Annotated in this window: 29 protein-coding genes, 1 tRNA gene and 1 other RNA gene; 15 read left to right on the forward strand and 16 right to left on the reverse strand. The window is 68.4% G+C overall.

Annotation, left to right across the window (positions count from 1 at the left end):
* Positions 1–10: 10 nt before the first annotated feature.
* From ftsL to rnpB, 4 genes are all read right to left on the reverse strand, one after another.
* On the reverse strand, positions 11–454 hold the full coding sequence (gene ftsL, locus ACVPT3_RS12265; protein ID WP_492041163.1) for a cell division protein FtsL: 444 nt from the start codon (positions 452–454) through the stop codon (positions 11–13).
* Positions 451–1419 (reverse strand): 16S rRNA (cytosine(1402)-N(4))-methyltransferase RsmH, encoded by a 969-nt coding sequence (rsmH, locus tag ACVPT3_RS12270; RefSeq protein ID WP_492041164.1) that lies wholly within the window; start codon positions 1417–1419, stop codon positions 451–453. Before rsmH ends, ftsL begins: the two co-directional genes overlap by 4 nt.
* Positions 1416–1892, reverse strand: a complete 477-nt coding sequence (locus ACVPT3_RS12275) for a division/cell wall cluster transcriptional repressor MraZ (protein ID WP_008263595.1) — start codon at positions 1890–1892, stop codon at positions 1416–1418. Before ACVPT3_RS12275 ends, rsmH begins: the two co-directional genes overlap by 4 nt.
* Before the next feature lie 416 nt (positions 1893–2308).
* An RNA gene (gene rnpB / locus ACVPT3_RS12280) (RNase P RNA component class A) lies at positions 2309–2688 on the reverse strand.
* A 60-nt stretch (positions 2689–2748) separates the two neighbouring features.
* Between rnpB and ACVPT3_RS12285 the strand changes: the two genes are divergently transcribed.
* Positions 2749–2955, forward strand: coding sequence for a hypothetical protein (locus ACVPT3_RS12285; RefSeq protein ID WP_492041165.1), 207 nt, complete (start codon positions 2749–2751; stop codon positions 2953–2955).
* On the forward strand, positions 2956–3249 hold the full coding sequence (locus tag ACVPT3_RS12290) for a type II toxin-antitoxin system RelE/ParE family toxin (protein ID WP_492041166.1): 294 nt from the start codon (positions 2956–2958) through the stop codon (positions 3247–3249). It abuts the gene before it with no gap.
* Here ACVPT3_RS12290 and ACVPT3_RS12295 read toward each other — a convergent pair.
* The 3 genes from ACVPT3_RS12295 to sppA all read right to left on the reverse strand — a co-directional run bounded on the left by ACVPT3_RS12295 (position 3246) and on the right by sppA (position 6234).
* Positions 3246–4007 (reverse strand): peptidoglycan recognition protein family protein, encoded by a 762-nt coding sequence (locus ACVPT3_RS12295; protein WP_492041167.1) that lies wholly within the window; start codon positions 4005–4007, stop codon positions 3246–3248. The genes ACVPT3_RS12290 and ACVPT3_RS12295 overlap by 4 nt on opposite strands.
* 11 nt (positions 4008–4018) lie before the next feature.
* The gene (locus ACVPT3_RS12300; protein ID WP_492041168.1) at positions 4019–4342 is read right to left on the reverse strand and encodes a hypothetical protein; all 324 of its coding nucleotides are present in this window, start codon (positions 4340–4342) and stop codon (positions 4019–4021) included.
* 116 nt (positions 4343–4458) lie between these two features.
* Complete coding sequence (sppA, locus tag ACVPT3_RS12305; RefSeq protein WP_492041169.1) at positions 4459–6234, reverse strand: signal peptide peptidase SppA; 1776 nt, start codon at positions 6232–6234, stop codon at positions 4459–4461.
* A gap of 219 nt (positions 6235–6453) precedes the next feature.
* On the opposite strand from sppA, the gene panD reads away from it, so the two are divergent.
* Positions 6454–6810: an aspartate 1-decarboxylase gene (gene panD, locus ACVPT3_RS12310; protein ID WP_492041170.1), complete on the forward strand. Its 357-nt coding sequence runs from the start codon at positions 6454–6456 to the stop codon at positions 6808–6810.
* Positions 6811–6883: 73 nt separating this feature from the next.
* On the opposite strand, the gene ACVPT3_RS12315 is transcribed toward panD, so the two are convergent.
* Positions 6884–7636, reverse strand: a complete 753-nt coding sequence (locus tag ACVPT3_RS12315; protein WP_492041171.1) for an SIMPL domain-containing protein — start codon at positions 7634–7636, stop codon at positions 6884–6886.
* Between the two features lie 236 nt (positions 7637–7872).
* Between ACVPT3_RS12315 and ACVPT3_RS12320 the strand changes: the two genes are divergently transcribed.
* Both ACVPT3_RS12320 and ACVPT3_RS12325 read left to right on the forward strand, forming a co-directional pair.
* Positions 7873–7948, forward strand: a tRNA-Ile gene (locus ACVPT3_RS12320).
* A 217-nt stretch (positions 7949–8165) separates the two neighbouring features.
* Positions 8166–9197 (forward strand): serine hydrolase domain-containing protein, encoded by a 1032-nt coding sequence (locus tag ACVPT3_RS12325; protein ID WP_492041172.1) that lies wholly within the window; start codon positions 8166–8168, stop codon positions 9195–9197.
* A 519-nt stretch (positions 9198–9716) separates the two neighbouring features.
* Here ACVPT3_RS12325 and ACVPT3_RS12330 read toward each other — a convergent pair.
* From ACVPT3_RS12330 to ACVPT3_RS12355, 6 genes are all read right to left on the reverse strand, one after another.
* Positions 9717–10097, reverse strand: a complete 381-nt coding sequence (locus ACVPT3_RS12330) for a COG4315 family predicted lipoprotein (protein ID WP_231492527.1) — start codon at positions 10095–10097, stop codon at positions 9717–9719.
* A 286-nt stretch (positions 10098–10383) separates the two neighbouring features.
* Positions 10384–10671 carry a hypothetical protein gene (locus ACVPT3_RS12335; protein WP_492041173.1) on the reverse strand — a complete coding sequence of 96 codons (288 nt, stop codon included), beginning with the start codon at positions 10669–10671 and terminating at the stop codon, positions 10384–10386.
* Between the two features lie 68 nt (positions 10672–10739).
* The gene (locus ACVPT3_RS12340; RefSeq protein WP_492041174.1) at positions 10740–12053 is read right to left on the reverse strand and encodes an Hsp70 family protein; all 1314 of its coding nucleotides are present in this window, start codon (positions 12051–12053) and stop codon (positions 10740–10742) included.
* 68 nt (positions 12054–12121) lie between these two features.
* Entirely contained in the window at positions 12122–12967 is an 846-nt protein-coding gene (locus ACVPT3_RS12345; RefSeq protein ID WP_492041175.1) for an HpcH/HpaI aldolase/citrate lyase family protein, read from the reverse strand.
* Positions 12967–13644 carry an SDR family NAD(P)-dependent oxidoreductase gene (locus ACVPT3_RS12350; RefSeq protein ID WP_492041176.1) on the reverse strand — a complete coding sequence of 226 codons (678 nt, stop codon included), beginning with the start codon at positions 13642–13644 and terminating at the stop codon, positions 12967–12969. The genes ACVPT3_RS12345 and ACVPT3_RS12350 overlap by 1 nt, the downstream gene beginning before the upstream one ends.
* A 36-nt stretch (positions 13645–13680) precedes the next feature.
* The gene (locus ACVPT3_RS12355) at positions 13681–14178 is read right to left on the reverse strand and encodes a GAF domain-containing protein (protein ID WP_492041177.1); all 498 of its coding nucleotides are present in this window, start codon (positions 14176–14178) and stop codon (positions 13681–13683) included.
* 250 nt (positions 14179–14428) lie between these two features.
* Between ACVPT3_RS12355 and ACVPT3_RS12360 the strand changes: the two genes are divergently transcribed.
* From ACVPT3_RS12360 to ACVPT3_RS12385, 6 genes are all read left to right on the forward strand, one after another.
* Entirely contained in the window at positions 14429–15928 is a 1500-nt protein-coding gene (locus ACVPT3_RS12360) for a tetratricopeptide repeat protein (protein ID WP_492041178.1), read from the forward strand.
* An 18-nt stretch (positions 15929–15946) separates the two neighbouring features.
* Positions 15947–17386: a right-handed parallel beta-helix repeat-containing protein gene (locus ACVPT3_RS12365; protein ID WP_492041179.1), complete on the forward strand. Its 1440-nt coding sequence runs from the start codon at positions 15947–15949 to the stop codon at positions 17384–17386.
* A 720-nt stretch (positions 17387–18106) separates the two neighbouring features.
* On the forward strand, positions 18107–19375 hold the full coding sequence (locus ACVPT3_RS12370; RefSeq protein ID WP_492041180.1) for a cation:proton antiporter domain-containing protein: 1269 nt from the start codon (positions 18107–18109) through the stop codon (positions 19373–19375).
* Between the two features lie 57 nt (positions 19376–19432).
* A complete protein-coding gene (locus ACVPT3_RS12375) occupies positions 19433–19630 on the forward strand; it encodes a DUF2093 domain-containing protein (RefSeq protein WP_492041181.1) in 198 nt (65 codons plus the stop codon).
* On the forward strand, positions 19627–20502 hold the full coding sequence (locus ACVPT3_RS12380; protein ID WP_492041182.1) for a M23 family metallopeptidase: 876 nt from the start codon (positions 19627–19629) through the stop codon (positions 20500–20502). Before ACVPT3_RS12375 ends, ACVPT3_RS12380 begins: the two co-directional genes overlap by 4 nt.
* A gap of 85 nt (positions 20503–20587) precedes the next feature.
* Entirely contained in the window at positions 20588–21097 is a 510-nt protein-coding gene (locus ACVPT3_RS12385; protein WP_492041183.1) for a response regulator, read from the forward strand.
* Here the strand turns inward: ACVPT3_RS12385 and ACVPT3_RS12390 are convergent.
* Together ACVPT3_RS12390 and ACVPT3_RS12395 are read right to left on the reverse strand one after the other, a co-directional pair.
* Positions 21084–21968, reverse strand: a complete 885-nt coding sequence (locus tag ACVPT3_RS12390; RefSeq protein WP_492041184.1) for a lysophospholipid acyltransferase family protein — start codon at positions 21966–21968, stop codon at positions 21084–21086. The two genes, ACVPT3_RS12385 and ACVPT3_RS12390, sit on opposite strands and share 14 nt — an antisense overlap.
* 25 nt (positions 21969–21993) lie before the next feature.
* Positions 21994–22764: an SDR family NAD(P)-dependent oxidoreductase gene (locus tag ACVPT3_RS12395; RefSeq protein WP_492041185.1), complete on the reverse strand. Its 771-nt coding sequence runs from the start codon at positions 22762–22764 to the stop codon at positions 21994–21996.
* 108 nt (positions 22765–22872) lie between these two features.
* On the opposite strand from ACVPT3_RS12395, the gene tipF reads away from it, so the two are divergent.
* Genes tipF through ACVPT3_RS12415 form a run of 4 tightly spaced genes read left to right on the forward strand, consistent with a single transcriptional unit; the run spans position 22873 to position 26488 of the window.
* Entirely contained in the window at positions 22873–24147 is a 1275-nt protein-coding gene (gene tipF, locus ACVPT3_RS12400; RefSeq protein WP_492041186.1) for a flagella assembly cyclic-di-GMP phosphodiesterase TipF, read from the forward strand.
* Positions 24148–24188: 41 nt separating this feature from the next.
* Positions 24189–25058, forward strand: a complete 870-nt coding sequence (locus tag ACVPT3_RS12405; RefSeq protein WP_492041187.1) for a TIGR01459 family HAD-type hydrolase — start codon at positions 24189–24191, stop codon at positions 25056–25058.
* A gap of 39 nt (positions 25059–25097) precedes the next feature.
* Positions 25098–25559: a MaoC family dehydratase gene (locus ACVPT3_RS12410; protein ID WP_492041188.1), complete on the forward strand. Its 462-nt coding sequence runs from the start codon at positions 25098–25100 to the stop codon at positions 25557–25559.
* Positions 25559–26488, forward strand: coding sequence for a bifunctional riboflavin kinase/FAD synthetase (locus ACVPT3_RS12415; protein WP_492041189.1), 930 nt, complete (start codon positions 25559–25561; stop codon positions 26486–26488). The genes ACVPT3_RS12410 and ACVPT3_RS12415 overlap by 1 nt, the downstream gene beginning before the upstream one ends.
* The last annotated feature ends 17 nt before the right edge of the window (positions 26489–26505 follow it).

A 26505-nucleotide genomic window follows, 5' to 3' on the forward strand; every position in this document is an offset into this window, starting at 1 on the left:
TCCTGAACGCTCATTGCACCGTCTCCGGCGCAGCGGCGGCGATTTCGTCCGGGGCGACTGCGGCGGCAGGCCCAGCCTGGGCGGTCGACGGGGACGTCGATTGGGGCGTGGCCTTCAACTGGGGAAGCTGGGCTTCCTTGGCCTGACGATGGACCTCGACTGGCGCCAGACCGATCTGACGCGACAGGTTTTCCAGCCGCGCCGGCTGCTCCAGCCGGGCGACCTCGGCGCGCAGCAGGCGGACCCGCTGGCCGTTTTCGCGAATATCCTGCTCCAGCTGGGCGATACGGCTGCTTTCGCGCGCCGCCGCCGCCTTGGCCGCATAGACCGAGACGATCATCACCGCGACCAGGGCCACGCCGATGATCTCGATCCAGCGCACGCCGCGGACCTTCCAGTCGAACAGCCGCTGCAGGGCGTTGCGCGAATAGTCGAAGAAGGGCGCCGTGGTCATGCCGCAGCCCTCCCCGACGTCGAGGCCCAGGCCGGCGCCTCGGTGCGGATCGCGGCGCGCAGCTTGGCCGAACGGGCGCGCGGATTGACCGCACGTTCCTCGTCGCCTGCCTCGCGCGCGCCCTTGAACTGAAGCGTGAAACTGGGCTTGCGCGGATTGATCGCGATGGGGGCGTGGCGCGATCCAGCGGGCGTGTTGCCGGTCCGCTCGGTCAGGAAGGCCTTGACGATCCGGTCTTCCAGGGAATGGAAGGTGACGACGGCCAGACGGCCGCCGGGCGCCAGGCTCGCCTCGGCCGCCTCCAGCCCGCGCTCCAGCTCGCCCAGCTCGTCGTTCACCGCGATGCGCAGGGCCTGAAACACGCGCGTGGCCGGATGGATCGGCGCGCCGCGACGTCCGCCCAGGGCCTTCTCGACTACCTCGGCCAGATCCAGGGTGCGAGTGAAGGGCCGCTCGACGCGGCGGCGCAGGATGGCGGTCGCCACCCGGCCCGACTGACGCTCTTCGCCATACAGTTTGAAGATATGGGCCAGGGGACCGTGGTCCCAGGTGTTGACGATGTCGGCGGCGGTGTCGCCTTCATCAGACATCCGCATGTCCAGCGGCCCGTCGCGCATGAAGGAAAAGCCGCGCTCGGCCTGATCCAGTTGCATAGACGAGACGCCGATGTCGAAGACGGCGCCGTCCAGCTTCGCCTTGCCGCTGTCGGCGAAAGCCTGGGCCAGACCGGAGAAGGGCGTGCGGATCAACTGGAACTGACCGGGGAAGTCCTTGGCGACAGCATCGGCATGCGGCTGAACCGTCGGATCGCGATCCAGGCCGATGACCTCGGCGCCGGTCGCGAGGATGGCGCGGGTGTAGCCGCCGGCGCCGAAGGTGGCGTCGATCACCACGTCGCCGGGCGCGGGCGACAGGGCCTCGATCACCTCGGCCAGCAGGACGGGGGCGTGCGGCGCTTCGATCACGACCCGCCCCCCGCCAGCTTCATCTGCGCCGCCAGTTTCAGGGCGCCGATCTGGGCCATGCCGGCCTTGGCCAGGGCGCGCTGCTCGGCGCGACGGGCCGCCCATTTCTCGCGCGACCAGATCTGAAACCGGTCGTTCAGGCCGACGATGACGACCGTGTCCTCCAGCCCCGCCTCGGCGCACAGACCTTCCGGCAGGGTGATGCGGCCGCCGGAATCATAGGCCAGGCGCACCTGTTCGCCCATCACCTGCCACTCCAGCGCCGACCGCTCTTCGGAACCGAACGGCAGGGACTCGATCATCTCGGCATAGACGGCGAACAGGCGATCCCCGCCCGCTTCCAGACAGTCCGCCTCGATGGAGGGAAAGATGAACACGCCGCCAGCGGCGCCGTTTTCGGTCGTGCGGAAATCGTTGGGGATCAGGAGACGGCGCTTGCCGTCCAACTGTTTCTCGTAGGTCGAGAGAAACACGCCCTGTCCATCGAGCCCTTCGGCCCGCCCCTAGATGCCCTGACGAACGCCCGCCGCGCCCGCCTCATCAGCCCAACTCATGCGATTGGGATAGCATGGGATGAAATGGGTCTCAATGGGATTGGTAACGATACTTAACCATGTCTTGACCTGTGGCGGCTTAAGCACGGCCCAATCAACAGAACATACACAGAACATACACAGAACAGCGGATATACTCACAGCCTGTGCAAGACCTTAATCTTCGTCATGCCGACAAAGGGTTAATGCGGACGGCTCCGGGGACGGGCGCGCCGGATGCGGGAACACGGGGATAAACGGCTTGTGAAGGCCCATCCGATCCGGTCGAGCCCCGTGGGGCCCAGGCTGGATCTGCGCCTTGGTCGCGCCCACCGGCGCGCAGATCAGGAAAGGAATATGCCAGACGGCCTGTAAGCCGGGTTTTGTTCCGCTCGTGAGAGCTTCGACGATCATTCCTCTGGACCGTCCATTGCTGAACGGTTCTCGCGACCTACCCGGACATCTGAGGCGGTGAGCCCCGCAGGGCGAACCCCGCGCGATGTCCCTATTTGGTCTTGCTCCAGGCGGGGCTTGCCATGCCGTCCCTGTTGCCAGGCACGCGGTGGGCTCTTACCCCACCCTTTCACCCTTACCGGCCTCGCGAGGCCGGAGGTTTGCTTTCTGTGGCGCTATCCCTCGGGTCGCCCCGGGCGGAAGTTATCCGCCGCCTTTTCACCGTGGAGCCCGGACTTTCCTCGACGGACGCAAAGTCCGCCGCGACCGTCCAGCCGTCTGGCGGGGGCTAGATGCGCCGCCGCGCCGCGCAGGTCAACCAACGGATGCGTAGGGGCAGCAAATGGGATATGATCAAGGCATGGTCGAACCCGCCTCCAACATCGCCAATCAGGAAAGCGCCGAACAGCGCGAGCGCCGACTCGTCCATGAGCGCGCCCTCCTGGCCGAAGCCTATGCCGACATCGCTGCTGGTCGCGTGATCGAAGGCGAAGAGGCCGAGAGATGGCTGGAAGCTGAAATCGCCTGGGCGAACACAGCTTCTCGCTGAATGCGTCGCAACGCCCTGATCGTCACTGAACGGGCGCGACGCGACCTCGACCAAGCCAAGACCTGGCTCACCCAGCCCGGCAGCGGCTTACACGGCCGATCACGCTACGCCGCGCTGTTGGAGGCGATGAATAACCTCAAGCTGGCGCCCAACCGTTGGCCCTTAGGTGACAACGCGAACGTCCGAGAGCGAGTCTGCGAGAGCTACCGCTTCTTCTATGAATGGAACGAAGACGCCCGCACCGTCACGATCCTGAGAATCTACAGCCCCTTCCAGGACCGCGCGGACCTTTAGTCAAGCACGCCCGTGACGCTTTCGACGCTGGCCAATTGCAACAGACCGACCAGCCGCGCCCGCGTCTCTCCGTCGGCCACCCCGTCGATGCGGTCGGGTCGCCAGTGGCGCTGGAAGGCGCGGACCGTGGTCTCGGTCTCGGCGTCATAGTCGCCGCCGGGCGTCAGCCCGTAGCCCAGCCGGTGCAGGCCGGCGCGCAGCACCACGACCCCGATCCCCTGGTCGCCCTTTTGCAACAGGCCGCCCAGGGCCTTGATGCGTTCGGCGGCGGGTTCGAACCACAGGCCGTGCCCCGCCTCGGCCAGCCGTTTCCAGGGGAAGAGCTCGCCGGGATCCGTCTTGCGCTCGGGCGCCAGGTCGGAATGGGCGATGATGCGGTTGTCGGGAATGGTCCAGCGGTCGCGGACGTCGCCGATCAGGGCGATGACCGCCGCGACCTGCGCCTCGGGGAAGGGGCGATAGCCGAACTCATGGCCGGGATTGACGATCTCGATGCCGATCGAGGCGGCGTTGCAGTCGGTCTCGCCGCGCCAGACCCCCGCCCCCGCGTGCCAGGCGCGCCGTTCTTCGGGCACGAGGTGGAAGACCCGGCCGTCCTCCTCGACGAGATAATGGGCCGAGACCTTGGCGTCGAGATCACGCAGCCGCGCCAGGGCGGCCTCGCCCGTTTCCATGCCGGTATAGTGGAGCACCAGCATGTCGGGCGGCGCACGGCGCGTGTCGAAGTTCGGCGAGGGCGCCGAGATCAGGTCGAGCATGGCGTCGGGACTCAGCGGCCCTTGCGTTCCCAGCCGTAGGCGACCCAGGTCCCGTCCACCTTGTGCGCCTCGATCACATCCGGGTCTCCGGCCCGGCGGCGCGGCGCCAGGTTGCGGCGCGCCCGCATGGCCAGGCCGGCCAGAAAGACCAGCACCCCGGCGAACAGGGCGATGACCGCGACCGCAGCGGCTGTGAAGACGGCCAGGACCGCGCCGACGGCCATGGCGGCGACGGCGGCGATCACGCCCGCGACCCACATGACGGAGGCGACGAGGCCATTGGGCCGGCGGCGTGCGGCGAAGCCGACGGTGGCGAGACGTTCAGACTGGAACATGGATCATCCTTTCAGGCGCCCCGAAGAACGCCTATCCTCCAATGTCGGTCCATCGGGGCCCGGGGTCAATGGATCGCCCCCTCACGCCTGTGTGCGATGGATCGTCACGCCCGTCCTCAGAAGATCGGCTGGTCGGCCAGGACCACCGCCCCCTCGCTGCGCATCCGCTCGCCCTCGATGCGGCGCATCACCGCCTGGGCCTGCGGATCGGCCATGACGCCGCCCAGCATGACCAGGGCCTGGGCCGCCTCGCTCTGGACCCCGAACATCTCGGACAGGGCTTCCCACGGCGACTTCGACTTGGGGAAATGTTTGAAGCGGACCGACTCGTCGGCCGGGATCTTGGCCAGGGCCTTGGCCTTGGCCACCGCCTCGGTCAGACCGCCCAGCTGATCGACCAGGCCCAGCGGCAGGGCCTGGGCCCCGGTCCAGACCCGGCCCTTGGCGATCTCGCGCACCCGCGCCGGCTCCAGTTTGCGGCCCGTGGCCACGCGGGTGATGAAGTCGTCATAGATCCGGTCCATCGAGCCGGCGAAGGCGGCGCGCTGCTGGGGCGTGAAGGACTGGGTGGGCGAGAAGGCGTCGGCGTACTGGCCGCCGACCGTCAGGTCGCGCAGGTCCACGCCGAACCGTCCCAGGGCGTCGGCGACCACGAACTTGCCGCCGAACACGCCGATGGAGCCGGTCAGGGTCGAGGGCTGGGCCACGATCCAGTCGGCTTCCGAACTGATCCAGTAGCCGCCCGAGGCGGCGTAGGACCCCATGGAGACCACCACCGGCTTGCCGGCGGCCCGGGCGGCGCGCACGGCGGCCAGGATCTGTTCCGAGGCTTCGGGTGATCCGCCCGGCGACGAGACGCGGAAGACGATGGCCTTCACGCTCTTGTCCTTGATGGCGTCATAGATGGCCTCCGCCGTGTCGTCCGAGTGGATCGACGACCCGCCGCCGAAGCTGCTGGCGCCGCGTCCGGTGACGATGGCGCCCTCTCCGCCGACGATGGCGATGGCGTTGCGGCCCGAGCCGGTCCGCTCGCCCTTGTCGGAGGCGTATGTGCTGAACTCGACGATTTCCGCGCTGTCGCCGGCGCGACGTTTGATCTCGGCCTCGGCCTCCTCGACCTGGCCGACCTTGTCGATCAGCTTGTTCGACAAAGCCTGTTCCGCCGAATAGGGACCCGCCTCGATCACCGTCTTCAGCGCGGCCGAGGTCGTCTTGCGGTCCTGAGCCGCATTGGCCAGGGCGCTCTCATAGAGGGAGGTCATCCAGGCGGTCATGGCCTCGCGGTGCGCAGGGGTATAGTCGCTTTGGGTGTATTCGTTGACGGCGTTCTTGTACTCGTAACGCTGTTCGAAGTCGGCGCGGACGCCGTATTTGTCGAAGGCCCGTCCCAGGAACAGGCTTTCGGCCGAGAAGCCCGTCGCCTGGAAGCCGGCCGTGTTCTGCATCCACAGTTCCGAGGCCGAGGCGCCGACCATATAGGTCGACATCACCGCCCCTACCGGCGCGAATCCCTGGCTGTGGGCGATCACCGGCTTGCCGGACGCGCGGAAGCGGCGGATCGCCTGGCGCAGCTCGTCGGCCGTCGCCGGGGTCATGCCCATTTCCGGCAGACGGATCAGCAGGGCCTTGACGCTGGCGTCTTCCCCGGCCTGGGCCAGGCCATCCACCACCTGGGTCACCGACAGGTCCGAGCCGCCGAAGGCGGCGAACGGATTGCTCGACGGCTGGTCGCTGATCCCGTCGCGCAGGTCCAGTTCCAGCACCATGGTCGCGGGCGTCGTGGGCTTGGAGGCCCCGGCGATGGCCACGGTCAGCAGCACCACCGGAATGACGACGACGAACAGGATCAGTCCGGTGAAGACACCCAGAACCGTCAGGAAGAATTGCTTCATGGGAGAAGGCGCGCTCGCAAGGGCCGAAATGGCTCGGCTTCACCATAGAGCCGGAACGGTCACCGTCAAATGAACGTCCCGCAACGTCGGCGGCCCCTCCCCTGCGGCGCCGGCATGTTGCGGCGCCGCGACGCGATTGATGCGCGGTCCGTAAATTCCTATATGAGCCGCCTGCGAGCGGGGGCCTGTCGCCCCGTGTCATGTTTCGGAGACCGCCCCATGCTGGTCACCCTGATGAAGTCCAAGCTGCACCGCGCCACGGTGACCCAGGCCGACCTCGACTACGAGGGGTCGATCGCCATCGACATGGACCTGCTGGACGCGGCGGGCATCTTCCCGCACGAGCAGGTCGATGTGCTGAACATCACCAACGGCGCCCGTTTCACCACCTACGCCATCGAGGCCCCGCGCGGCTCCCGGGTCATCGGCGTCAACGGCGCCGCCGCCCGCCTGGTCCAGAAGAACGACAAGGTCATCGTCGTCACCTATGGCCAGCTGCCCCAGGAAGAAGCCCGCCAGTGGACGCCGAACGTCGTACTGCTGGACGATAATAACGAGATCAAGCGCGCGGCCTGAGAGCCGCCGTTCGTCTAGGCGAACAGAAAGGCCCGCCGGCGACGGCGGGCCTTTCCAATTGGATCGCCGCCGATCAGCGGGCGATGTCGTAGATCCCGGTGATGTCGATACGCACCGTCAGTTCGCCGGCGGCGACCGGGGTGCTGGCGTCCTCACGCATCGCCATGGCGCGGACGGCGAACTGCGGCTGCGGCGCGGGCGAATAGCCGCCGCCTTCGCTCAGGTTGCGGATGCCGGCCAGCTGGACGTTCAGCGACTGGGCGTACAGCTGCGCCTTGGCCTGCAGGGCCCGCACCGCCAGCTGACGCGCGCCATCCTCGGCCGCGCTCGGATCCTTCAGGCCGAAGCTGATGCCGTCGATCTGGTTGACCCCGGCGGCGACCACGGCGTCGGCGGTGGTCCCGACCTTGCTCAGGTCGTTGATGATCACCGTCACCCGGTTCACGGCCTGATAACCGCGCAGCTTGGGCGGTTCGTTCTGTACATAGTCATATTGCGCCGACAGGTTCAGACCCGAGGTCTGGACGTCGCGTTCGGCGATCCCGGCGCGGCGCAGGGCGGCCATGACCTGGGTCATCCGGGTCGCATTGTCGCGCATGGCCTCCTGGGCCGTCGCCGCCTCGGTCTGGACGCCGAAGCTGATGGTGGCCATGTCCGGCGCGGCCTTGACCTCGCCATAGGCCGACAGGTTCAGCGACGGGGCCGGCTGCATCATCTGGATCGCGCCCGGCTGCAGGGTCTGGGCCATCGTCGGCGCGGCCGCGCCCAGGGCGACGGCGGCCGTCAGGGCCCCGCCCAGCATCAGGGTTTTGAACGCGCGTTTCATGCAGAAGTCTCCGTAGAACGATCCCGACCGACGGGTTCGTCGATCCATGGCCGCAACCTTGGCCTTTTACACCTGAACCAACGTCCGCGCCTCCCCGTCGGTTTCCGTTCATCTTGATGAATTCACCGAAAACCGTCCGACGACCCCGCGCCCCTTGGCAAGCCGCGCCAACCCCTGCTAGGCGGTTCCTCCCGCCGCGCCGCGCGCCAGGGACCGCCGGTCCCGTCGCGTCCTGGGGGCCTGTAGCTCAATGGTTAGAGCCGACCGCTCATAACGGTCTGGTTGGGGGTTCGAGTCCCTCCGGGCCTACCACCTTTTTTGTCGAACCACTTAAGAGTGGCTCAAAACCACTTAAGAGTGGCTCGACGACCGGATCCAACGGCCCATCGACCGGCTGGCTGTCCGCCCCTGACTCAACCCGGCTGTTTGCGACGTCCGCTTTCGGAAGATTGCCAGCAGGCACCGGTCCAGGACAAATGTCTCCAGTCAAGCCAGGATCCCTGAAGAACAGATCGAACAGGATCGAACCATGCGCCTCGCCCTTGCTTTAGTGATGACATTCAGCCTCCTCGCCTGCGCAGCCACTCCGGGCCCGGCCAGCGCCTCTGAGGACGTCTTGGACGCTGTCCTCGCCCGTTGGGACCACGACGGAAACCCGGACCTGAATGCGGTCGTCGTGATGCGCGACGGCCAGGTCGTGGCCGAACGTTACTTCAACGGGGAGACCAGCGAGACGCTTCATGACGTCAGGTCCGCGGGCAAGAGCGTCACGGCCCTGCTCGCGACGATCGCCGTGGACCGCGGCCTGATCTCAGCCCTGTCGGACCCGGTTCAGACCTACTGGCCCGAAGCGACGGGCAGCGCCATCGGCGATGTGCGGCTCAGTGAAGTGCTGACGATGCGGTCGGGTCTGGCCGCTTTCGACGGGGACACACCCTCGCCCGGCGACGAGGTTTTTCTTGATGAGGCCGCCGATCCGCTGGCCTTCACGCTCGCGGTGCCGAGAGCGAACGCGCCGGGAACCCTGTATCGCTACAACTCCCTGACCGCATATGTCGCCGGCCTGGTCATCGAGAAGGCTGTGGGTCAATCCCTGTCCCGTTTCGCCGAGGAGGCGCTCTTCACGCCCCTGGATATCGATGCCTGGCGATGGGACGCGGATCGGGGCGGCCATACGAAAGGGCAGGGAAACCTCTGGCTGAACGCGCGGGACTTCGCCCGGATTGGCGAGGTCGTGAGGGCGGGAGGCCTCTACCAGGGGCAACGTATCGTCAGCGAGGCGGGCCTCGCCGCCATGCTCGAACCCCGCGTCCCGATCCCGCCGGAGGCCGACGACCCCTATGCCGACGCCTATGGCTATTTCTGGTACGCCAAGACCTACCGGATCGGCGACGGGACGGTCGCGGTCCGCTTCGCGTCGGGAAACGGCGGGAACAAGATCTATGTCATTCCGGAGCGGAATCTGGTGATCGCGGTCACCTCGAGCGCCTATGGTCGCGGTTACGGACAACGACGATCCGAAGCCATCCTCAAGGCGATCCTCGCCGAGGACCACCCGTAATCCGCACCGGCATGGGAAGGTCCGCTTGCTCACTGTCGCTTGAGGACCGGTTTTGGCGCTAACCCGCCCTAACCTCGTGCAAAGGTGCAGGAGGCGACTGAGGCGCCGTTAAGTGGTCAGCTAAGTGGTGGCGGGAAAAATCGCACGGTTTTCAGGCAGCGATTGAGCCACGCTTAAATGGTCCCGACACTCTGTCGAGACCACTTAGAGGTGGGTCAAAATCGGTTAAGAGCGGCTCAGCGACTGGAGTCATCGGCCCATGCACCGGTTGGCTGTCCGCCCCTGACTCTAAGGGACATCGAGAAAGTCCGCTTTCGGCGAACAGGGCTCATTCGGAGGGCAAAGTCGCTTGCGAAGGTCAGCTGAGCCATTGCGAGGCCAGGTCCGTGCGGCTCCGAACGAGCCCCGGCCGCTGCCGATAGTCGCCGGATCCCGAACGGCCCGGCGACCTCGACGGCGCGATCGTGTCCGGACAGCCGTCACGCCAGCTGCTCGTCTCGCGTCCGCAGCCTAGAGCGCCTAGGGCTGCGCGATGCGCCAAGCGCCGTTGAGGACGCCGTCGCCGGTGATGTCGCCCGGCTTGGCGTCCTTGGTCCAGGTGTAGAGGGGGCGGCCCTGGTAGGCCCATTGACGGGAGCCGTCGTCCCGGATGACGACGGTATAGCTTCCGCTCGCTTGCGCATCCGCATCGGCGGCGAAGGGCGGCCAGTTTGCGGCGCAGGGTCCATTGCAGACCGATTTGCCGTCGCTGTCCTTATCGAACGTGTAGAGGGTCATACCCTGCGCGTTCGTGAGCGCGGGACCTTTTGCGGTTTCCCCCGTTCTGGCCGGATCAGCGGCCAGCGCGGCGGTGGATACGGACAGCGCGAGTACGGTTGCGATGATGGCGCGGGTTATCACAGGTCAACTCCTTCTGTGGGCTGGACCTGCAATAGACAGCCGACGCACGGCGATTATTCCCGACCCCCTGATTAAATCTCGCGCGGACGGGTCGACAGAGGTTTGAGGGCTGCCGGGAAATCCCCCTTCCGCCGGCTGTCCACCCCCATGGCGAGACCCAGCGTGGAGCTCCGCCAGCGCTCGCACCCGACGTCAGCCCAACCGTCCGCCCCCCTTTCAGCTCAAACCGCAGGGCGGCGGCAAGGGTTCCGCTTGAGGTGAAGCCCCCTCCCCGCCCCGCTCGACCTCAGCTCTGGTCCAGGTCGTCGACGTCCTCGTCCTTCGCGGTGGTCGGGACCGGCGTGCGGGGATCGGCGCTGAGGGGGCCCTGGGGCAGGTCGCCTTCGGGCTGGCGGCTGGACGACGGGCCTTCCTGCAGCCGCTGCGTCATGGGGTCCGGCCCGACCTGGCCGCCCGGCCCTATTCCGCCGGCGCGCAGCCGCAGCTCCTCGGGCGGGGTGTTCAGCGATCGGCCCCGGGCGACGCCCTGGGGCAGGGCGTCCTCGGCCTGTTGCTCGCGGTTGCGGTCGGTCATGGTCTATCTCCTGGGTTTCAGGAAATAAGACCCGCGCGCCGCCGATGTTCCCGCACCGCGGCGGCGGCTCAGCCCTCGGTCCAGCGCTCCACGTCGGGCTGGAGCCCGATCAGGGCCAGGCCGGCGGCGATGGATTCGAACTCGCCGCCGGTCTCGATCCGCGATGCGCCGAAGCGACGGTGGAACAGGGCGCGCACGGCCGGGGTCAGGGAGGTGCCGCCGGTCAGGAAGACCCGGTCGATCCCCTCCAGCGGCAGGCCCGAGGCGTGGAGCGCCTCGTCCAGGGCGGTCTCGATGGCGGTCAGCTCCGGCGCGATCCAGGCCTCGAACTGGGCGCGGGCGACCGGGGCCTCGATCCGCACCCCGCCGGCGACAAACGAGAACTGGGCCGTCTCGGCGCGCGACAGGTCCTGTTTCAGGGTCGAGACGGCGCGGTACAGGGCGTGGCCGTGGTTGTCGTCCAGCACCTCGATCAGCCGCTCGATCTTCTCGGGCTCCAGCGAGGTCGAGGCCAGGCCCCGGATGTCGCGCATGTCGCGCGAGGCCCGCAGCAGGGCCAGCTGGTCCCAGCGGGCGAAGGCGGAATAATAGCGCTGGGGCGCCGGCAGGGTCTTGCCCAGGCTGGTGTAGAAACTGCCCTTGCCCAGTTCCGGCGACACCAGATTGTCGATGATCCGATAGTCGAAGGCGTCGCCCGCCACCCCGACGCCCGACCGGGCCAGGGGCGTGGACTTCAGCCCGTCGGGCGTGTGTTCGAAGCGGATGATGGAAAAGTCGCTGGTGCCCCCGCCGAAGTCGGCGACCAGCACCGTCGCATCCTGTTTCAGGGTCCGCGCGAAATAGAAGGCGGCGCCGACCGGCTCATAGGCGTAGCGGACGTCCTCGAACCCCAGCCGCTTGAACGCCGTCTCATAACGCTCCAGGGCCAGGGCCTCGTCCGGCCGCCCGCCGGCGAAGGTGACGGGCCGGCCGACGATGACGCGCGGCGGCAGGTCGGCCATGGCCGCCCCCGCATGGTGGCGCAGCTTCAGCAGGAAGGCGGACAGCAGATCCTCGAACGTATAGCGACGATCGTGGATGCGGGTCTCGGTGAAGGCGGCGCTGGCGGCGAAGGTCTTGAACGACTGGATGAACCGGGTGTCGTGCGGATCCTCGACATAGGCCTCGATGGCCCAGGGGCCGGCCTCGACGATCCGTTCCGGCCGCCCCTCGCCCTCGGCGGCGTGGAACTGGAAGCTGAGGGCCGAGCGGAAGGTGGCGGTCTCGCCGCCCTCGATCGCGAACTGCACCAGGACGGCGCCCGTCTTCGGATCGGCCAGGGCGACGACGGAATTGGTCGTGCCGAAATCTATGCCGATCGTCAGCGGCTGTGGCGTGGTCATGACCCGGCTCCTCGAAGGGCGGGCTTCCTACAGCGTCCGGGCGCAATAGGAAACGCCGGATCGGCGCTTTACCGGCGGTTCGTCGCCTCGGCGTGTCGCGCCAGCAGGGCTTCGGCCTGGTCCAGGTGCAGGCGTTCGACCATGGCGCCCCCGACCCGGATCGCGCCGCGTCCCTCGGCCTCCGGCGCGGCGAAGGCCCCGACAATGTCGCGCGCCCGGGCGACCTCCGCCTCGGACGGCGAGAAGGCGGCGTTGGCGGCCGCGATCTGCGACGGATGGATCAGGCTCTTGCCGTCGAACCCGTACAGCCGCCCCTGCACCGCCTCGGCCGCCAGTCCGTCCGCATCCTCGATCCGGTTGAACACCCCGTCGATGGCCAGCAGTCCGTGCGTCCGCGCCGCGACGACCAGAGCCGCCAGCCACGGCTTGAACGGCTCACGATCCGGCGACGCCCCGGTCCCCAGCGCCTTGGCCAGGTCGTTGACCCCCAGCATCAGCCCGTCCAGCCGCCCGCCCGCGGCTGCAATATCGTTCAGCGCGATCAGCCCACGCGGCGTCTCGATCATGGCCCACAACGCCGCCCCCGGCGCGCGGGCCGAGATGGCGTGAACCGTCTCCACCGTCTCCACCTTGGGCGCGACGATCAGGCCGGCGCCCGCATCCGCCAGGGCGTCCAGATCGTCTTCGCCCCAGTCGGTGTCCAGCGCGTTGATCCGCACCCCCAGCCTCGGCCCAAAACCTCCGGCGCGAACCGCCGCCACCGCCGCCGCCCGCGCCTCGGCCTTGGCCTCGGGCGCCACCGCGTCCTCCAGGTCCAGAATGGCCACATCGCAGTCCAGCGTCCGCGCCTTCTCCACCGCCCGCGCGTTCGACGCCGGCAGATAAAGCACGCTGCGGACCAGCTCGCCCCGCATCAGACCCGCCCGGTCACCGGCACCAGGGCGCCGGTCATGGCCCGGCTCTCGGGCGAGGCCAGGAACAGGATCACCGCCGCCAGATCGGCCGGCGCCACCCAGGCCGCCGGATCGGCGTCCGGCATGTCCTTGCGGTTGGCCGGGGTGTCGATGATCGAGGGCAGGACGGCGTTGACCGTGACCGCCGTCGTCTTCAGCTCCTCCGCCAGGGCCTGGGTCAGGGCGTGGACGCCCAGCTTGGCCGCCCCATAGGCCCCCATGCCCGCGCCGGGCTTCAGCGCCGCGGCCGAGCCGACATTGACGATCCGCCCGTCGCTCGCCGCCTTCAGATACGGCAGGGCCGCGCGGCTGGCGTTCAGGGCCGTGGTCAGGTTCAGCGCCTGCATCCGGTCCCAGGCCGGCGCCGCGTCGTCCGTCGTCTGCCAGACGAAGCCCCCGGCGATATTGGCCAGCACGTCCAGCCGCCCGAACCGGCTGATGACCGAGGCCACGGCCCCCTCGGCCTGGGCCGGATCGGTCAGGTCCACCCCGCCGATCTCCAGCACCCCGGCCGGGACCGGATGGCCCTCGGCGTGGTCGATGACGGCGACCGCCAGCCCCGCCGCCCGCGCGGCCTCCAGCACGGCCCGGCCCAGCACCCCGTGCCCGCCGGTGATCACCATCACCCGTTGCGTCATCTCGTCCTCCATCCCTTCCCCCTCTTGTTCTTCAGCTCAGCCGGCGGCGAAGACCCTGGCCATCAGCCGCTCCAGCCCCGCCTGGTCCACGGCGTCGAAGGCGGCCGGCGTCGTCGCGTCCACGTCGAACACGGCGATCAGATCGCCCTTGGCGTCCAGCACCGGCACGACGATCTCGCTGGCCGAGCGGCTGTCGCAGGCGATATGGCCGGGGAAGGCGTGGACGTCCTCGACGATCTGGGTCTGACGCGTCGCCGCCGCCGTCCCGCACACCCCGCGCCCGAAGGCGATCCGCAGGCATCCCAGCGTCCCCTGATAGGGCCCGACCACCAGTTCATCCGCCTTGTCCGGCGCCACCACGTAGAAGCCCGTCCAGAAGAAATGGTCGAAGGCGTCGGCCAGCATCGAGGCGACCGTCGCCATCCGCGCCGTCAGATTGGGCTCCCCCTCCAGCACGGCCAGCACCTCGGCCTCGACCTCGGCGTAACGGTCCGCCTTGTCGGCGGGGCGGTCGTCGCGGGCGATGTAGGACATGGGCGGCTCCTTCGATTCGGAAGCCGATATAGGCCGAGGCGGTCCCCGGCGCGAGGGTCCGCCGTCGACCACGAAATTCTAAATATCAGAAATCGCACAACAAGGTTCGGAACACGGAAATTTGGGGCTTGCTGCGGCGCCGCTTTGTCGCAAAACATCGTTAACCATGTTGAAATGTTCGACCTGCCGGAGCCGGTGCGCCCCGTCCTGTGTCGTGGCTTGAGACAGGGATCAGGAGCGGCAGGAACCCATGGGGGATTACGACAACGGCGATCGCGATCCGTCCCGGCTCCAGCGGCGTCGCACGGCGCTGGCGGGCGGCGCCCTGGCCGTTCCGGTTCTGCTGATCGCAGTCCTGGTCCTGGCCAGTTGCGGCGACGGCCGCCCGGCCTTCTGGGGTCGCGGCCAGAACGACGCCGCCCTCTCCTGCCCCCGCCCGGCCTCGGTCACGGGGTCCGAGTTCAACGCCCAGGAGGCCGGCCTGCGCCACCTGCGCCGCGCCGCCTTCCGGGGCGACGTCTTCGCCCAGCTGGAACTGGGGTCGCGCTATGGCGCCGCCCGCGCCACGGACAAGAATATCGAAGACCCGATCGAAAGCTCGGTCTGGTACGCCATGGCCCTGGCCAATGACGAGGGCTACGCCCCGGTCAACGGGGTCGAACGCCGCTCCGGCCCCTTCGGCGGCGGACTGAGGCCCCTGTCGAAATACGACGACTGCCGCGCCTTCGAACGCCACCGCGCCTATCAGGTGCTCGACCGCCAGCTGTCGCGGATGAGCCGCGAGGAGCAGGAGGCGGTGCGCGACCGGGTCATCTACATCCTGTCGACCCAGGACGCCGAGGGTTATCGCACCCTGGCCCGGCTGCACGACGGCCTCTACGGCCCGTTCGGAGAGCCCGAGGACAATCGCGAAGCCCTCGAGGCCATCGGCCGCGCCCCCGAGGGGCAGGCGATCGGCGCCAAGCGCAATCGCGGCGGCTACTGGGCGGCGGTCAACCTGTTCCAGCGCAACGACGTCGATGCTTACCTCTACAACTATCTGGCGGTCCAGACCGGGGACGTCGGCGCCTATGTGCTGATGAAGGACTTCGAACGCTCCTCGCCCGGCCGCGCCCAGTACGCCGGCTTCGTCGAGGCCAAGGCCCGCCAGTGGACCCCGCCGTTCGAATTCTACCCGCTGGAGGCCCCGGCGTCGGGCGTGCCCTTCTCGGACGAATCCCGGCCGCGCGGCGACGCCTATGAATACGCCCTGTCGCGGCTTCAGGGCGAACTGCCCTTCGTCCATGTCGGCCGCGCCCTGCGCTATCTCGGCGTGACCCAGGAGACGGCCACCGCCCCCGAACAGCTGTCCCGGCAACAGATCGAGGCCTTCGAGGCCATGATCGGCCATGCGACCGAAAGTCGGCTGTCCCCGGTCGAACGGGTCCGCGCCATTCAGCTGGCGGCCGTCAACGGCTCGTCCGAGGCCCAGCTGGTCCTGGCCGTCATGTACGCCGAGGGGATCGGCCTGCCCGCCGACTACGCCCGATCGTTCAAATGGTTCAGCGAGGCGGCCCGCCAGGGCAGCCCCGAGGCCAAGTTCGCCATGTCCACCTATTTCGCCCTCGGCGTCGCCGGGGTGGCGGATCAGGACAAGGCCGACGCCGTCGCCTACCGCATCGAATCCGCGCTGTCGGGCTTCGGCCCCTCGGCCTCGCGCCTGCAGGCCCTGCTGTCCCAGGTGTCCCGCGCCCAACAACAGCGCCGTTAACAGGGAGGGTCTGGTCGCATGAACATCCGCTCGCTCGCGAAAGTCTCGCTCCTTGCGGCCTTCGCCCTATCCACCCTGGCGGCCCTGCCCGACCCGGTTCAGGCCCAGGTCGCGGCCAAGGTCGAGGCCCAGACCCGGCCCAACTTCGGCGTCCTGCTGGACCCGCCGACCCGCAGCCGGCCCCGCGCCCATCGCCGCTATGACTATGGCCGTTATCGCGGCCCCGACTGGCGCCCCCTGCCCCGTCCCCCGCATCAGGAAGAAGTCGTCCTGGTCGATTGCGGCGGCAATCCCGGTTCCGGCGCGATCGAGAGCGCGGTCCAGCGTGTCCGCCCCGGCGGCACCTTGATCATCCGCGCCCGGGCCGGCGCCTGCGTCGGCTGGCTGAACATCGACAAGCCGATGACCATCATCGGCGACAGCGGCTTCGACCCGCGCCGCTGGGACGCGGCGACGCCGACGCTCGTGGCTCCGGACGGCCTGCCCTGCCTGACCGTCGCCCCCGGCGTCCGGGTCGAGGTCCGCGACCTGGTCTTCGCCTCGCCGCGCGGCGGCGACGCCGCCTGCGTGGTCGGCTACAACGCCGAGATCGTCATGAGCCGGGTCGGCTTCCGCCACGCCGGGGACGAGGCCGCCATCTACGCCGACGGCGGCCTGCTGGACCTGCGCGACGTCATCATCGACGCCCGGACGGTGTCGGCCGCCATCGTCGCCGACGGCGCCGCCGCCACCCTGTACGAACTGGCCATCACCGGGGCCCAGTCGGGCGTCGATCTGACGCCGGGATCGGGCGCCCCGTCCACCCTGACCTCAGTCACCCTGATCGGGTCGGAACAGCCGAACAATTTCGGCCCGCGCGCCATCGGCGTCATCGTCCGATCCGCCCGCGACTATGGTCAGGTCGCCATCAGCAACGCCAAGATCTGCGGCTATGTCGAGGGGGTGGCGGTCGAGGGCGCCTCGGTCTCGGTCTCCAACAGCCGGATCTGCAAGGGCGACAAGGGCGCCGTCCTCTATAACGGCGAGCTCCTGTTCGATCAGAACCGCGTCCGCGTCGACCAGGTCGGGGTCGCCGCCGCCTCGGGCCGGGCCGTCGTCACGGGCAACAGTTTCGCCGGCGTCCGCGACGCCATCTACGCCGAGGACCGCGCCAGCATCCAGGCCCACGACAACCGCGTCTGGTCGCGCGACCTGTGCCGCCCCCGCTTCGAAAACCGCTACCGCGACCGCTACGCCCCGTCCTGGGCCAGCCGCGCCAGTGATTACGAATGTCAGCACACCCCCTATCCCCGCGACTGGTGGGAAGCCGAGGACGGCCAGTATTACGACCACGGCTACGCCCTGGACGGCTACGACCGCTACCAGCAGGGCTACGGCTGGTACGACCGCGACGGCCGCTACATCCCCGACGACCGCTACCGCGGCGACGACCGCTGGCGCCGCAGCGGCTGGTTCTAGGTCCGCGCCCCCTCCGTCACGGCGCTCTGCGCCGCGCCACCTCCCCCAAGGGGGAGGAATGCGAGCACAGAAATCCTCCCCCCTTGGGGGAGGTGGATCGCCGGCGAAGCCGGCGAGACGGAGGGGGCCCGAACGGCCAACTGTCACAATGACGCTGGTCCTGCCGTAACGATTCCAACGGTTTGCCAGATTTTTACCCCTATTTCCCCGCCCTACTCGCCGGCGCCCATATGCTCTGCTCATCCCCGCCGATGGGGAGGGCGTCGGATCCAGCGCCCTGACGGCGGCGGGGCTGTGGTCGAGCGATGAAGCCGGCGGGGAGGAGACCGCCGGGGTCCCTAGGGGCGGCGATGGATGCCGTCCTCTGCTCGCCGCACGCCTAGGAAAGCGGACCGCTGTCGACCTTTGTCGGCATGTCCGCCCCGGCGAAGCCGTCGCAAGGCGGCCCGCCGATCCGGCAAGGCTCTAAAAAGAGGGCCGCCAGCCGGAGTGCGTGTGGAAAACGACCGCGTGGGACGACGACTGCGCCGAAACGGTAATTAAAACTCCAAACCCCGGGTGCAGACCCGGCGTCCCACGCCCTCCCCGAACTTCGCTGCGAAAGCGGCGAAGGCGAAGACTCATGCCCGACGCGACACTGCGTCATCTTGTCAGACCGGCCGACACGCCCCACCTGAGAAACATCCCAAAACTCTACCCTCGCCCGCGACAGGAGCCTCGATGCCGCATGCCGACAGCCTGATCCTCACCCTGGTCGGAGGCTTCGTCCTCGCCTTCGTGTTCGGCATGTTGGCCAATCGCCTGAAACTGTCCCCCCTGGTCGGCTATCTGGTCGCGGGCGTCGCGGTGGGCCCCTATACGGCCGGTTTCGTCGCCGACACCGAACTGGCGCCCCAGCTGGCCGAGATCGGCGTCATCCTGCTGATGTTCGGCGTCGGGCTGCATTTCTCGCCCAAGGATCTGATGCAGGTCCGCAAGGTCGCCATCCCCGGCGCCCTGGTCCAGATCGGCGTCGCGACGGTCCTCGGCTGGGCCCTGGGCCGGTTCGTGCTTCACCTGGGCGACGCCGAGGCCCTGCTGATGGGTTTCGCCCTGTCGGTCGCCTCCACCGTCGTCCTGCTGCGCGCGCTCGAAGAGCGCAAACAGGTCAAGGGCGAGATCGGCCGCATCGCCGTGGGCTGGCTGATCGTCGAGGATCTGGTCATCGTCATCGCCCTGGTCATGCTGCCGATGATCATCCTGCCCGCCGGCGCCCAGACCGATCTGGCGGCCCTGGGCCTGAATGTCGGCTGGACCCTGCTGAAGGTCGTCCTGTTCGTCGTCGCCATGCTGGTCCTGGGTGGGAAGTTGGTGCCCTGGCTGCTGGTCCGCATCGCCCACACCCGGTCGCGCGAGCTCTTCACCCTGGGCGTCCTGGCCATCGCCCTCGGCATCGCCTGGCTGGCCTATTATCTGTTCCACTCCTTCGCCCTGGGAGCCTTCTTGGCCGGGCTGGTGATGAACGCCTCGCCGCTGGGCCACAACGCCGCCGAACGGTCCCTGCCGCTGCGCGACGCCTTCGCCGTGCTGTTCTTCGTCTCGGTCGGCATGTTGTTCGACCCGATGATCCTGGTGCGCCAGCCCTGGGCCGTGCTGGGCGTGCTGGGCATCATCATCATCGGCAAGTCGGCCGCCGCCCTGGTCATCACCAAGGCCTTCAAACTGGACCGGCCGACCGCCCTGACCGTGGCCGCCGCCCTGGCCCAGATCGGCGAATTCTCCTTCATCCTGGCCGCCCTGGGCGTCAGCCTTGGGGCCATGAGCCGCGAGACCCACGACCTGATCCTGGCCGCCGCACTGCTGTCGATCTCGCTGAATCCCTTCGTCTTCCTGTTCACCGACCGGATGGGCGGCAGGCCCCGGCCGCCGGCCGCCGGTTCGCCCGAAGCCCGACAGGCGGCGATCGACCACGAGACCGACCGAGCCGGCCCCAATCCGGCCACGGCCTGAGGCGTTTCTTCCGAAACGCCCCTTGGCCTCAAGCGGCGATCATCGTTAACTGGCCCCATGGACGCGACAACCTCGGCACAGGCTTCACTTCACTATGGCGACGGCGAATTCGCCGTGCTGAAACCGGGGCGGTTCGTCCGCTGCGCCGTCACGGACAGGCCCATTCCGCTCGAGGCCCTGCGTTACTGGAGCCCGACCCGGCAGGAGGCCTATTTCAGCCCGGTCGAATTCCTCGCCCGGATGACAGCGACATGATCCCCGCGCGCCGCGCCCTGCTGCTGGGCGCCGGGGCGGCCCTGGCCCTGCCGCGCAGCGGCTGGAGCGCCGAAGGCCCGGGCCAGAGCGGCAGGGCGATCGATCTGGCGCTCAACGGCGCCTGGCGTCAGGGCGGCTACGCCTTCGGGCGGACCGCGCCCCGCGCCATGATCTTCGTCGACGGCGAGGCCCTGGCGACCGCCTCGGCCGACGGTTTCTTCGTCCTCGGCTTCGACCGCGACGCCGCCTCCAGCGTCGAGATCGAGGCCCGGCTCGGCGGCCGCTCGAGCCGTCGACGCCTCGACATCGCCCCCCACGATTTTCCCTCCACCCGCGTCGACGGCCTGCCGCCCGCGACCGTCGAGCCCAGCGACCCCGCGCTTCTGGCCCGCATCCAGCGCGAGGTCGCCCTCAAGACCGAGGCCTTCGCCAGCCGCGCCGACGCCGACGATTTCCGCGACGGCTTCGTCTGGCCGCTCGAGACCTATCGCATCTCCAGCGCATGGGGCGCCCAGCGGATCCTGAACGGCACGCCCGCCCGGCCCCACTACGGCATCGACCTCGCCGCCCCGGCCGGGACGGTGATCCGGGCGCCGGCCGACGGCCGCGTGGTCTTCGCCCGGCCGAACATGCATTTCGAAGGCGGTCTAACCCTGATCGATCACGGCCAGGGGCTGATCAGCGCCTATCTGCACCAGTCGCAGCAGGACGTGATCCCGGGCCAGACCGTCCGCCGCGGGGACGCCCTGGGCCGGGTCGGCATGACCGGCCGCGCCACCGGCCCGCACCTGTGCTGGCGCCTGAAATGGCGCGACCGAAATCTGGATCCCTCGCTTCTGATCGACGCCCGCGTCCCGCACCGCCTAGCCTGACGGTCCCGCCCAAGCTTGCTCGGCTGAAGCTTGCCTGGTTAAGGGAAATCCCTTAGCGTAGTTGATCGGTTCGGCGGGGCCCCGAATGCCATCTCTTCAATCGCTCAACGTCCTGCTGGTCGATGACAACCAGCACATGCGGACCATTGCGACCGCGATCCTGAACGCCGCAGAAATTCGCGAGGTCCACGAGGCGGCCGACGGCGGCTCGGCCCTGGACATCCTGCGAAAGAAGCCCGTCGACCTGGCTCTGATCGACTACAATATGTTCCCGATGGACGGCGTCGAATTCACCCGGCTGGTCCGCACCAGCCCTGACAGCACGAACATCTACCTACCGATCATCATGATGACCGGCCATGCGGAGAAGAGCCGCATCTACGCCGCCCGCGACGCCGGGGTCACCGAATTCCTGGTCAAGCCGATCACCGCCAAGGCCATCCTGGACCGGATCAGAGCGGTGATCCTCAGGCCCCGCGCCTTCGTCAGGACCGACACCTATTGCGGCCCCTGCCGCCGCCGCCGCGACGCGGCCGATCATGCCGGCCCCTTCCGTCGCGCCGGAGACGCGGGGCGGTCGGTCAACGCGGCTTAGACAGGGCGGCGTAGACCTTGTCCGGCCACCGCCTGTGGACCCAGAACCAGTCTTCCGGAACCTCGCGAACCCGGTCCTCGACGAAACGGTTCACGGCCTGAACCCCCGCCAGGATGTCGGCGTCACGGTCCCCCGTCTCGGCCACCCGGATCGGCTCATGGGCCGTCACCCGGAACCGCACCCCCGGCAGACGCACCACCGACAGAGGCTGGATCACCGTGTCGAACTTCAGCGCCAGCCGCGCCGCTCCCGGCGAGGCGTTGACCGGCTGATCGAAGAACGCGACCTCCGGCCCCTGATTATATTTCTGATCGACCAGCAGGGCGATGGAATCCCCCCGCTTCATGCCGGCCATCAGCTCGCGCGTCCCATCCCCCTTCGGCGCGAACAGGCGGATGCCGTACCGCTCGCGGCTCTGGCGGATCAGGGCGTCGACATAGGGATTGTTCGCCGCCCGATAGGTCACCTGGCACGGCAGGCCCGAGGCCATGATCACCGCCGCCATCACCTCGAAATTGGCCAGATGGCCCGAGATCAGCACCGCCGCCTTGCCGCTGTCGCGCAGGGCGTGCAGCCGTTCCATCCCCACCACCTCGACCCGACCGCCCTCGGGCGTCAGCCGATCCATCACCGCAAGCTCGGCGAAAGTCCGGCCCGTCCGGTCCCACTGCTCCAGCGCAAGCGCCTCGCGCTCAGCTTCTGCCATGTCGGGGAAGGCGATCCGCAGATTGCGCATCACCGTCTTCTGGGTGCCCGTCTTCGGCCCCAGCGCCCGCAGCAGCCATCCGCCCAGGCCCGAGGCTCGCTCGACGCCCAGGAGACGCAAGAAACCAAACAGCGCCTGGAAGCCGAAGGCCTCCAGGCGCCACATCAGATCCTGCCGCAAATCATTCCGCTTACCAGGCAATCGTCAATCCACCGTCCACCACAAGGGTCTGCCCCGTCACATAGGCCGAAGCGGGGCTGCACAGATAGACCGCCGTGCCGGCGATTTCATCCGGCTGGCCGATCCTTTTCAGCGGCGCGGGCTCCGTCACCGTCTTCAGCAGCTCGGGGTTCTCCCACAGGTATTTGGCGAAATCAGTCTGGACCAGGCCCGGGGCGATACAGTTGACCCGCACGTTCGACGGCCCCCACTCGACCGCCAGGTTCCGCACCAGCTGCATATCGGCGGCCTTGGAGATATTATAGGCCCCGATCAGGGCGTTGCCGCGCAAGCCCCCGATGGACGAGATCACTAGGATCGCACCGTCCCGGCGCTCCACCATCTGCGGCGCGACCATCTGGATCAGCCAATGGTTCGAGATGACGTTATTCTGCAGGATCTTCTCGAACTGATCATCGGCGATCCCGCCCATCGGGCCGGCGTAGGGATTGGTCGCGGCGTTGCAGACCAGGATGTCGATCTGGCCAAAGGCGGCGTTGGTCTGATCCACCAGCCGCTGCAGATCTTCCTTGGAGGCGATATTGGCGGGAACCGCGATGGCGCGGCCCTCGCCGTACTTGCCGTTGATTTCGGTCGCGACCTCGTCGCAGGGCCCGGCCTTGCGCGAGGAGATGACCACCCGGGCCCCGTGTTCGGCCAGCCGCTCGGCGATCGCCTTGCCTATGCCCCGCGACGAGCCGGTGATGATGGCGACCTTGCCGGTCAGATCGAACAGTTCCATTGCGTTTCCCTTGAGTTCCACCGGGTTATTTGCACCCCGGCTCTAGCCGAACGACATTGATAGCCTGATACTCAGGCGATTCCATCCGGGAGTGGCCACCGCCAGCCGATGCGTAACCTGACCACGGGCTTTCTGTACTTCGCCTATCTGTTCCTCGGCATGACCGTGGGAGCCTTCCTGTGGCGTGCCGGTCTGGGCGCCGGCGCGGGTGTGGCGGGGGCCCTGGGCGCCCTCGGCCTGCTGGGCGCCTTCCACGGCATTGTCACGGGGATCGTCGCCCGTCGCGCCCTGAAGAAGGAGATCGACCAGGTGCGCGAGGCGCACCGGTTGCTCGCCGATGCGATGGAGTCGACTCAGGGCGCCCTGACCGAACTGGCCCACGCCATCGAGAGCGGCGCCCTGTCGGACACCGACGCCCTGACCGGCGAGGTGCGGATGCTGGAGACCCTGGTCCAGCAGATGAGCGAGAGCATCGACCACCGTCTGTCCAGCGCGCCCAACATCGGCGTCGAGACCTTCGAGGGCCGCCGCCTGGCCCAGTCCAACGTCCTGCTGCGGACCATCCACGAAGCCTTGAGCGAGGGTCGGGTCGACCTGTACCTCCAGCCGGTCGTCTCCCTGCCCCAGCGCCGGACCATCTTCTACGAGAGCTTCACCCGCCTGCGGGATGCGACCGACCGGGTGATGATGCCGGCGGAGTATCTGTCTCTGGCCGAGGGCGAGGGTCTGGTGCCGGCCATCGACAATCTGCTGCTGTTCCGCTGCGCCCAGATCGTGCGCCGGCTGGCGCGGCAGGACCGCAAGGTCGGCGTCTTCTGCAATGTGGCCCTGACCTCGCTGGGCGACGAGACCTTCTTCCCGCGCTTCCTGGACTTCCTCAGCGAGAACCGCGACCTGAACCAGGCGCTGATCTTCGAACTGGGCCAGGCCAACTTCGATGCGCGCGGAGCCGTCGAGGCCCGCAACATGGCCAAGCTGGCCGACCTGGGCTTCCGCTTCTCGCTGGACAAGGTTCAGACCCTGGACCTCGATTTCGCCGATCTGCAGCGGGCGGACGTGAAGTTCCTCAAGGTCTCGGCCGACCTGCTGATCGAACAGCTTCTGGATCTGGACGGCGGCGCGCCGCTACGGTCCATGCCCGACATCCAGGCCGCCGACTTCGCCGCCCTGACCCGCCGCTACGGGGTCGAGGTCATCGCCGAAAAGGTCGAGAACGAGCGCCAGGTCGTCGACATCCTCGAGCTGGATGTGGCGATGGGCCAGGGCCACCTGTTCGGCGAACCCCGCGCCATCAAGGAACAGGTGCTGGCCGAAACCGACCCGCCGGCCGACTTCCTGCGTTCGACCCTGCGCAGCGCCGAGCAGCGGCGCCGGTTCAGCTGACCCAGCTTCTCCCGCAAGGGGAGACGGGCTAAGAGGGCGTCATGACCCTCCCCCACGCTCTGCCTCACCTCGGCGCCGTCGCCGGCGACTATGACATCCTGCTCTGCGACGTGTGGGGCGTGATCCACAATGGGCGCGAAAGCTGGTCAGCGCCGTGCGAGGCCCTTATGCGGTTCAACCGCGAGGGCGGGCATGTGGTGCTGATCTCCAACTCGCCCCGCCCGGCGTCGGACGTCATCGCCCAGTTGGACGGTCTGGGCGTGCCGCGCGAGGCGTGGAAGGCCTTCGTCACCTCCGGCGACGCCACCCGCGCCGAACTGGCCAAACGGGCGCCGGGGCCGGCCCTGCTGCTGGGCCCGGAGCGCGACGCGCCGCTGTACGCCGGGCTGGGTCTGGACGTGGCGAGCGACGCCGCCGAGGCGGCCTTCGTCTCCGTAACCGGCCTGGTCGACGACGAGACCGAGACGCCCGAGGATTACCGCGAACGGCTGACGGTCGCCGCGTCGCGGGATCTGGAGCTGATCTGCGCCAACCCCGACCGGGTGGTCCAGCGGGGCGACCGGCTGATCTACTGCGGCGGATCGCTGGCCGACCTTTACGAGTCGCTGGGCGGTCGGGTGGTCATGGCGGGCAAACCCTATGCGCCGATCTATGATCTGGCGATCAGGGAGGCGCAGGCCCTGCTGGGGCGGCCGGTCGATCGGTCGCGCGTCCTGTGCATCGGCGACGGGGTGGTGACCGACGTCATGGGGGCCAACGCCCAGGCCCTGGACTGCCTGTTCATCGCCCAGGGCATCCACGGCGACCAGGCCAAGGGCGAGGACGGGACCCTGGACCCGGCCCGCGCCGGCGACCTGCTGAAGGCTGAAACAACATATGCGCGATACGCCGCGCTCGAACTCGCCTGGTAAGGCTCGCCATTTTGTCGCACCGCAGCTAAAGCCTGATCCATGGTCGAATTGGTACAGCAGCATCCGTCCGGTGGTTACATCCTGGACGAACTTCACGTCGGCATGGCCGCCGAGAAAATCGTGGTCGCGACGGAGGACCGGATCCGGCTGTTCGCCGAGGCCTCCGATGACTTCAATCCTGTCCATCTGGACGAGGCCTTCGCCTCCAAGACCGCCTATCGCGGCCGGATCGCCCATGGCCTGCTGAGCGCCTCGTTCGGATCGGCCGTGGTCGGGACCATGCTGCCAGGCGCCGGGTCGATCTATATCTCCCAGACCCTGGCCTTTCATCAGCCGGTGCGGATCGACGACGTCGTCCGCATCCTGATCACCGTGATCGAGGTCGAGGCCGAGAGCGCGCGGGTCAAGCTGAGCTGCGAGGGCTTTGTCGGCGAGACCATGATCATGGACGGCGTGGCCGTCGTCCGCGTTCCGCGCCGGCGCAAGCCCTCCCAGCGCTGATGCAGATCGTCCGCGACTGGCGCGACGTGCCGGACGCCCTGAAGGGCGCAGCGGTTGCGGTCGGCGCCTTCGACGGCGTGCACCGGGGGCACCAGGCGGTCATTGCAGGCGCAAAGGCCGCCGCCGAACGACTGGGCGCGCCCCTGGGCGTGGTCAGCTTCGATCCCCATCCGCGCCGCTGGTTCCAGCCCGAGGCGGCGCCCTTTCGCCTGATGACGGCGGACCAGATGGCGCAGGCCCTGGCGCCGCTGGGGGTCGACATCCTGTATCTGCTGCCGTTCGACGGCGAGATGGCCGGCATGAGCGACGCCGACTTCGCCGAACAGGTTCTGGCGCGCGGGCTGGGTGTTCGCCACGCCGCCGTCGGCTTCGACTTCACCTTCGGCAAGGGCCGGTCCGGATCGCCCGAGGCGCTGAAGACCTATGGCGAACGGCTGGGCTTCACCGTGTCGGTGGCCGAGCGGCTGGACGACGCCGACGGGCTGAAACTGTCGTCCAGCGCCGTGCGCGAGGCGCTGAAGGCCGGGGACATGGACCGGGCCGCCGCCATACTGGGCCGCCCCTTCGCCCTACAGGGCGAGGTGATCCACGGCGACAAGCGCGGCCGCACCATCGGCGTGCCCACGGCCAATGTGGCGCTGGGCGATTACATGCGACCCGCCTATGGGGTCTATGCGACCCGCAGCCGGCTGGCCGACGGACGGATCGTGGACGGGGTGGCCAGCCTGGGCGTGCGGCCCATGTATGCGCTGGAGACGCCGCTGCTGGAGGTCTGGCTATTCGACTTCGACGGCGACCTTTACGGCCAGACCATCGAGACGGAACTGGTCGCCTGGCTGCGTGGCGAGGAAAGCTTCGACGGGCTGGACGCATTGAAGACCCAGATCGACGCCGATGCGGCGGCGGCGCGAAAGATCCTAGCCTCCTAACTTCCGCTCCTCCGGGG

This window comes from Brevundimonas sp. FV1ps31S (assembly GCF_058681265.1).

Excerpts from the sequence above, each read along its gene's own strand:
- ftsL (WP_492041163.1), bottom strand. The coding sequence starts at position 454 with ATGACCACGGCGCCCTTCTTCGACTATTCGCGCAACGCCCTGCAGCGG.
- ACVPT3_RS12285 (WP_492041165.1), top strand. The coding sequence starts at position 2,749 with ATGGGATATGATCAAGGCATGGTCGAACCCGCCTCCAACATCGCCAAT.
- ACVPT3_RS12290 (WP_492041166.1), top strand. The coding sequence starts at position 2,956 with ATGCGTCGCAACGCCCTGATCGTCACTGAACGGGCGCGACGCGACCTC.
- ACVPT3_RS12295 (WP_492041167.1), bottom strand. The coding sequence starts at position 4,007 with ATGCTCGACCTGATCTCGGCGCCCTCGCCGAACTTCGACACGCGCCGT.
- ACVPT3_RS12300 (WP_492041168.1), bottom strand. The coding sequence starts at position 4,342 with ATGTTCCAGTCTGAACGTCTCGCCACCGTCGGCTTCGCCGCACGCCGC.
- sppA (WP_492041169.1), bottom strand. The coding sequence starts at position 6,234 with ATGAAGCAATTCTTCCTGACGGTTCTGGGTGTCTTCACCGGACTGATC.
- panD (WP_492041170.1), top strand. The coding sequence starts at position 6,454 with ATGCTGGTCACCCTGATGAAGTCCAAGCTGCACCGCGCCACGGTGACC.
- ACVPT3_RS12315 (WP_492041171.1), bottom strand. The coding sequence starts at position 7,636 with ATGAAACGCGCGTTCAAAACCCTGATGCTGGGCGGGGCCCTGACGGCC.
- ACVPT3_RS12325 (WP_492041172.1), top strand. The coding sequence starts at position 8,166 with ATGCGCCTCGCCCTTGCTTTAGTGATGACATTCAGCCTCCTCGCCTGC.
- ACVPT3_RS12335 (WP_492041173.1), bottom strand. The coding sequence starts at position 10,671 with ATGACCGACCGCAACCGCGAGCAACAGGCCGAGGACGCCCTGCCCCAG.
- ACVPT3_RS12340 (WP_492041174.1), bottom strand. The coding sequence starts at position 12,053 with ATGACCACGCCACAGCCGCTGACGATCGGCATAGATTTCGGCACGACC.
- ACVPT3_RS12345 (WP_492041175.1), bottom strand. The coding sequence starts at position 12,967 with ATGCGGGGCGAGCTGGTCCGCAGCGTGCTTTATCTGCCGGCGTCGAAC.
- ACVPT3_RS12350 (WP_492041176.1), bottom strand. The coding sequence starts at position 13,644 with ATGACGCAACGGGTGATGGTGATCACCGGCGGGCACGGGGTGCTGGGC.
- ACVPT3_RS12355 (WP_492041177.1), bottom strand. The coding sequence starts at position 14,178 with ATGTCCTACATCGCCCGCGACGACCGCCCCGCCGACAAGGCGGACCGT.
- ACVPT3_RS12360 (WP_492041178.1), top strand. The coding sequence starts at position 14,429 with ATGGGGGATTACGACAACGGCGATCGCGATCCGTCCCGGCTCCAGCGG.
- ACVPT3_RS12365 (WP_492041179.1), top strand. The coding sequence starts at position 15,947 with ATGAACATCCGCTCGCTCGCGAAAGTCTCGCTCCTTGCGGCCTTCGCC.
- ACVPT3_RS12370 (WP_492041180.1), top strand. The coding sequence starts at position 18,107 with ATGCCGCATGCCGACAGCCTGATCCTCACCCTGGTCGGAGGCTTCGTC.
- ACVPT3_RS12375 (WP_492041181.1), top strand. The coding sequence starts at position 19,433 with ATGGACGCGACAACCTCGGCACAGGCTTCACTTCACTATGGCGACGGC.
- ACVPT3_RS12380 (WP_492041182.1), top strand. The coding sequence starts at position 19,627 with ATGATCCCCGCGCGCCGCGCCCTGCTGCTGGGCGCCGGGGCGGCCCTG.
- ACVPT3_RS12385 (WP_492041183.1), top strand. The coding sequence starts at position 20,588 with ATGCCATCTCTTCAATCGCTCAACGTCCTGCTGGTCGATGACAACCAG.
- ACVPT3_RS12390 (WP_492041184.1), bottom strand. The coding sequence starts at position 21,968 with ATGTGGCGCCTGGAGGCCTTCGGCTTCCAGGCGCTGTTTGGTTTCTTG.
- ACVPT3_RS12395 (WP_492041185.1), bottom strand. The coding sequence starts at position 22,764 with ATGGAACTGTTCGATCTGACCGGCAAGGTCGCCATCATCACCGGCTCG.
- tipF (WP_492041186.1), top strand. The coding sequence starts at position 22,873 with ATGCGTAACCTGACCACGGGCTTTCTGTACTTCGCCTATCTGTTCCTC.
- ACVPT3_RS12405 (WP_492041187.1), top strand. The coding sequence starts at position 24,189 with ATGACCCTCCCCCACGCTCTGCCTCACCTCGGCGCCGTCGCCGGCGAC.
- ACVPT3_RS12410 (WP_492041188.1), top strand. The coding sequence starts at position 25,098 with ATGGTCGAATTGGTACAGCAGCATCCGTCCGGTGGTTACATCCTGGAC.
- ACVPT3_RS12415 (WP_492041189.1), top strand. The coding sequence starts at position 25,559 with ATGCAGATCGTCCGCGACTGGCGCGACGTGCCGGACGCCCTGAAGGGC.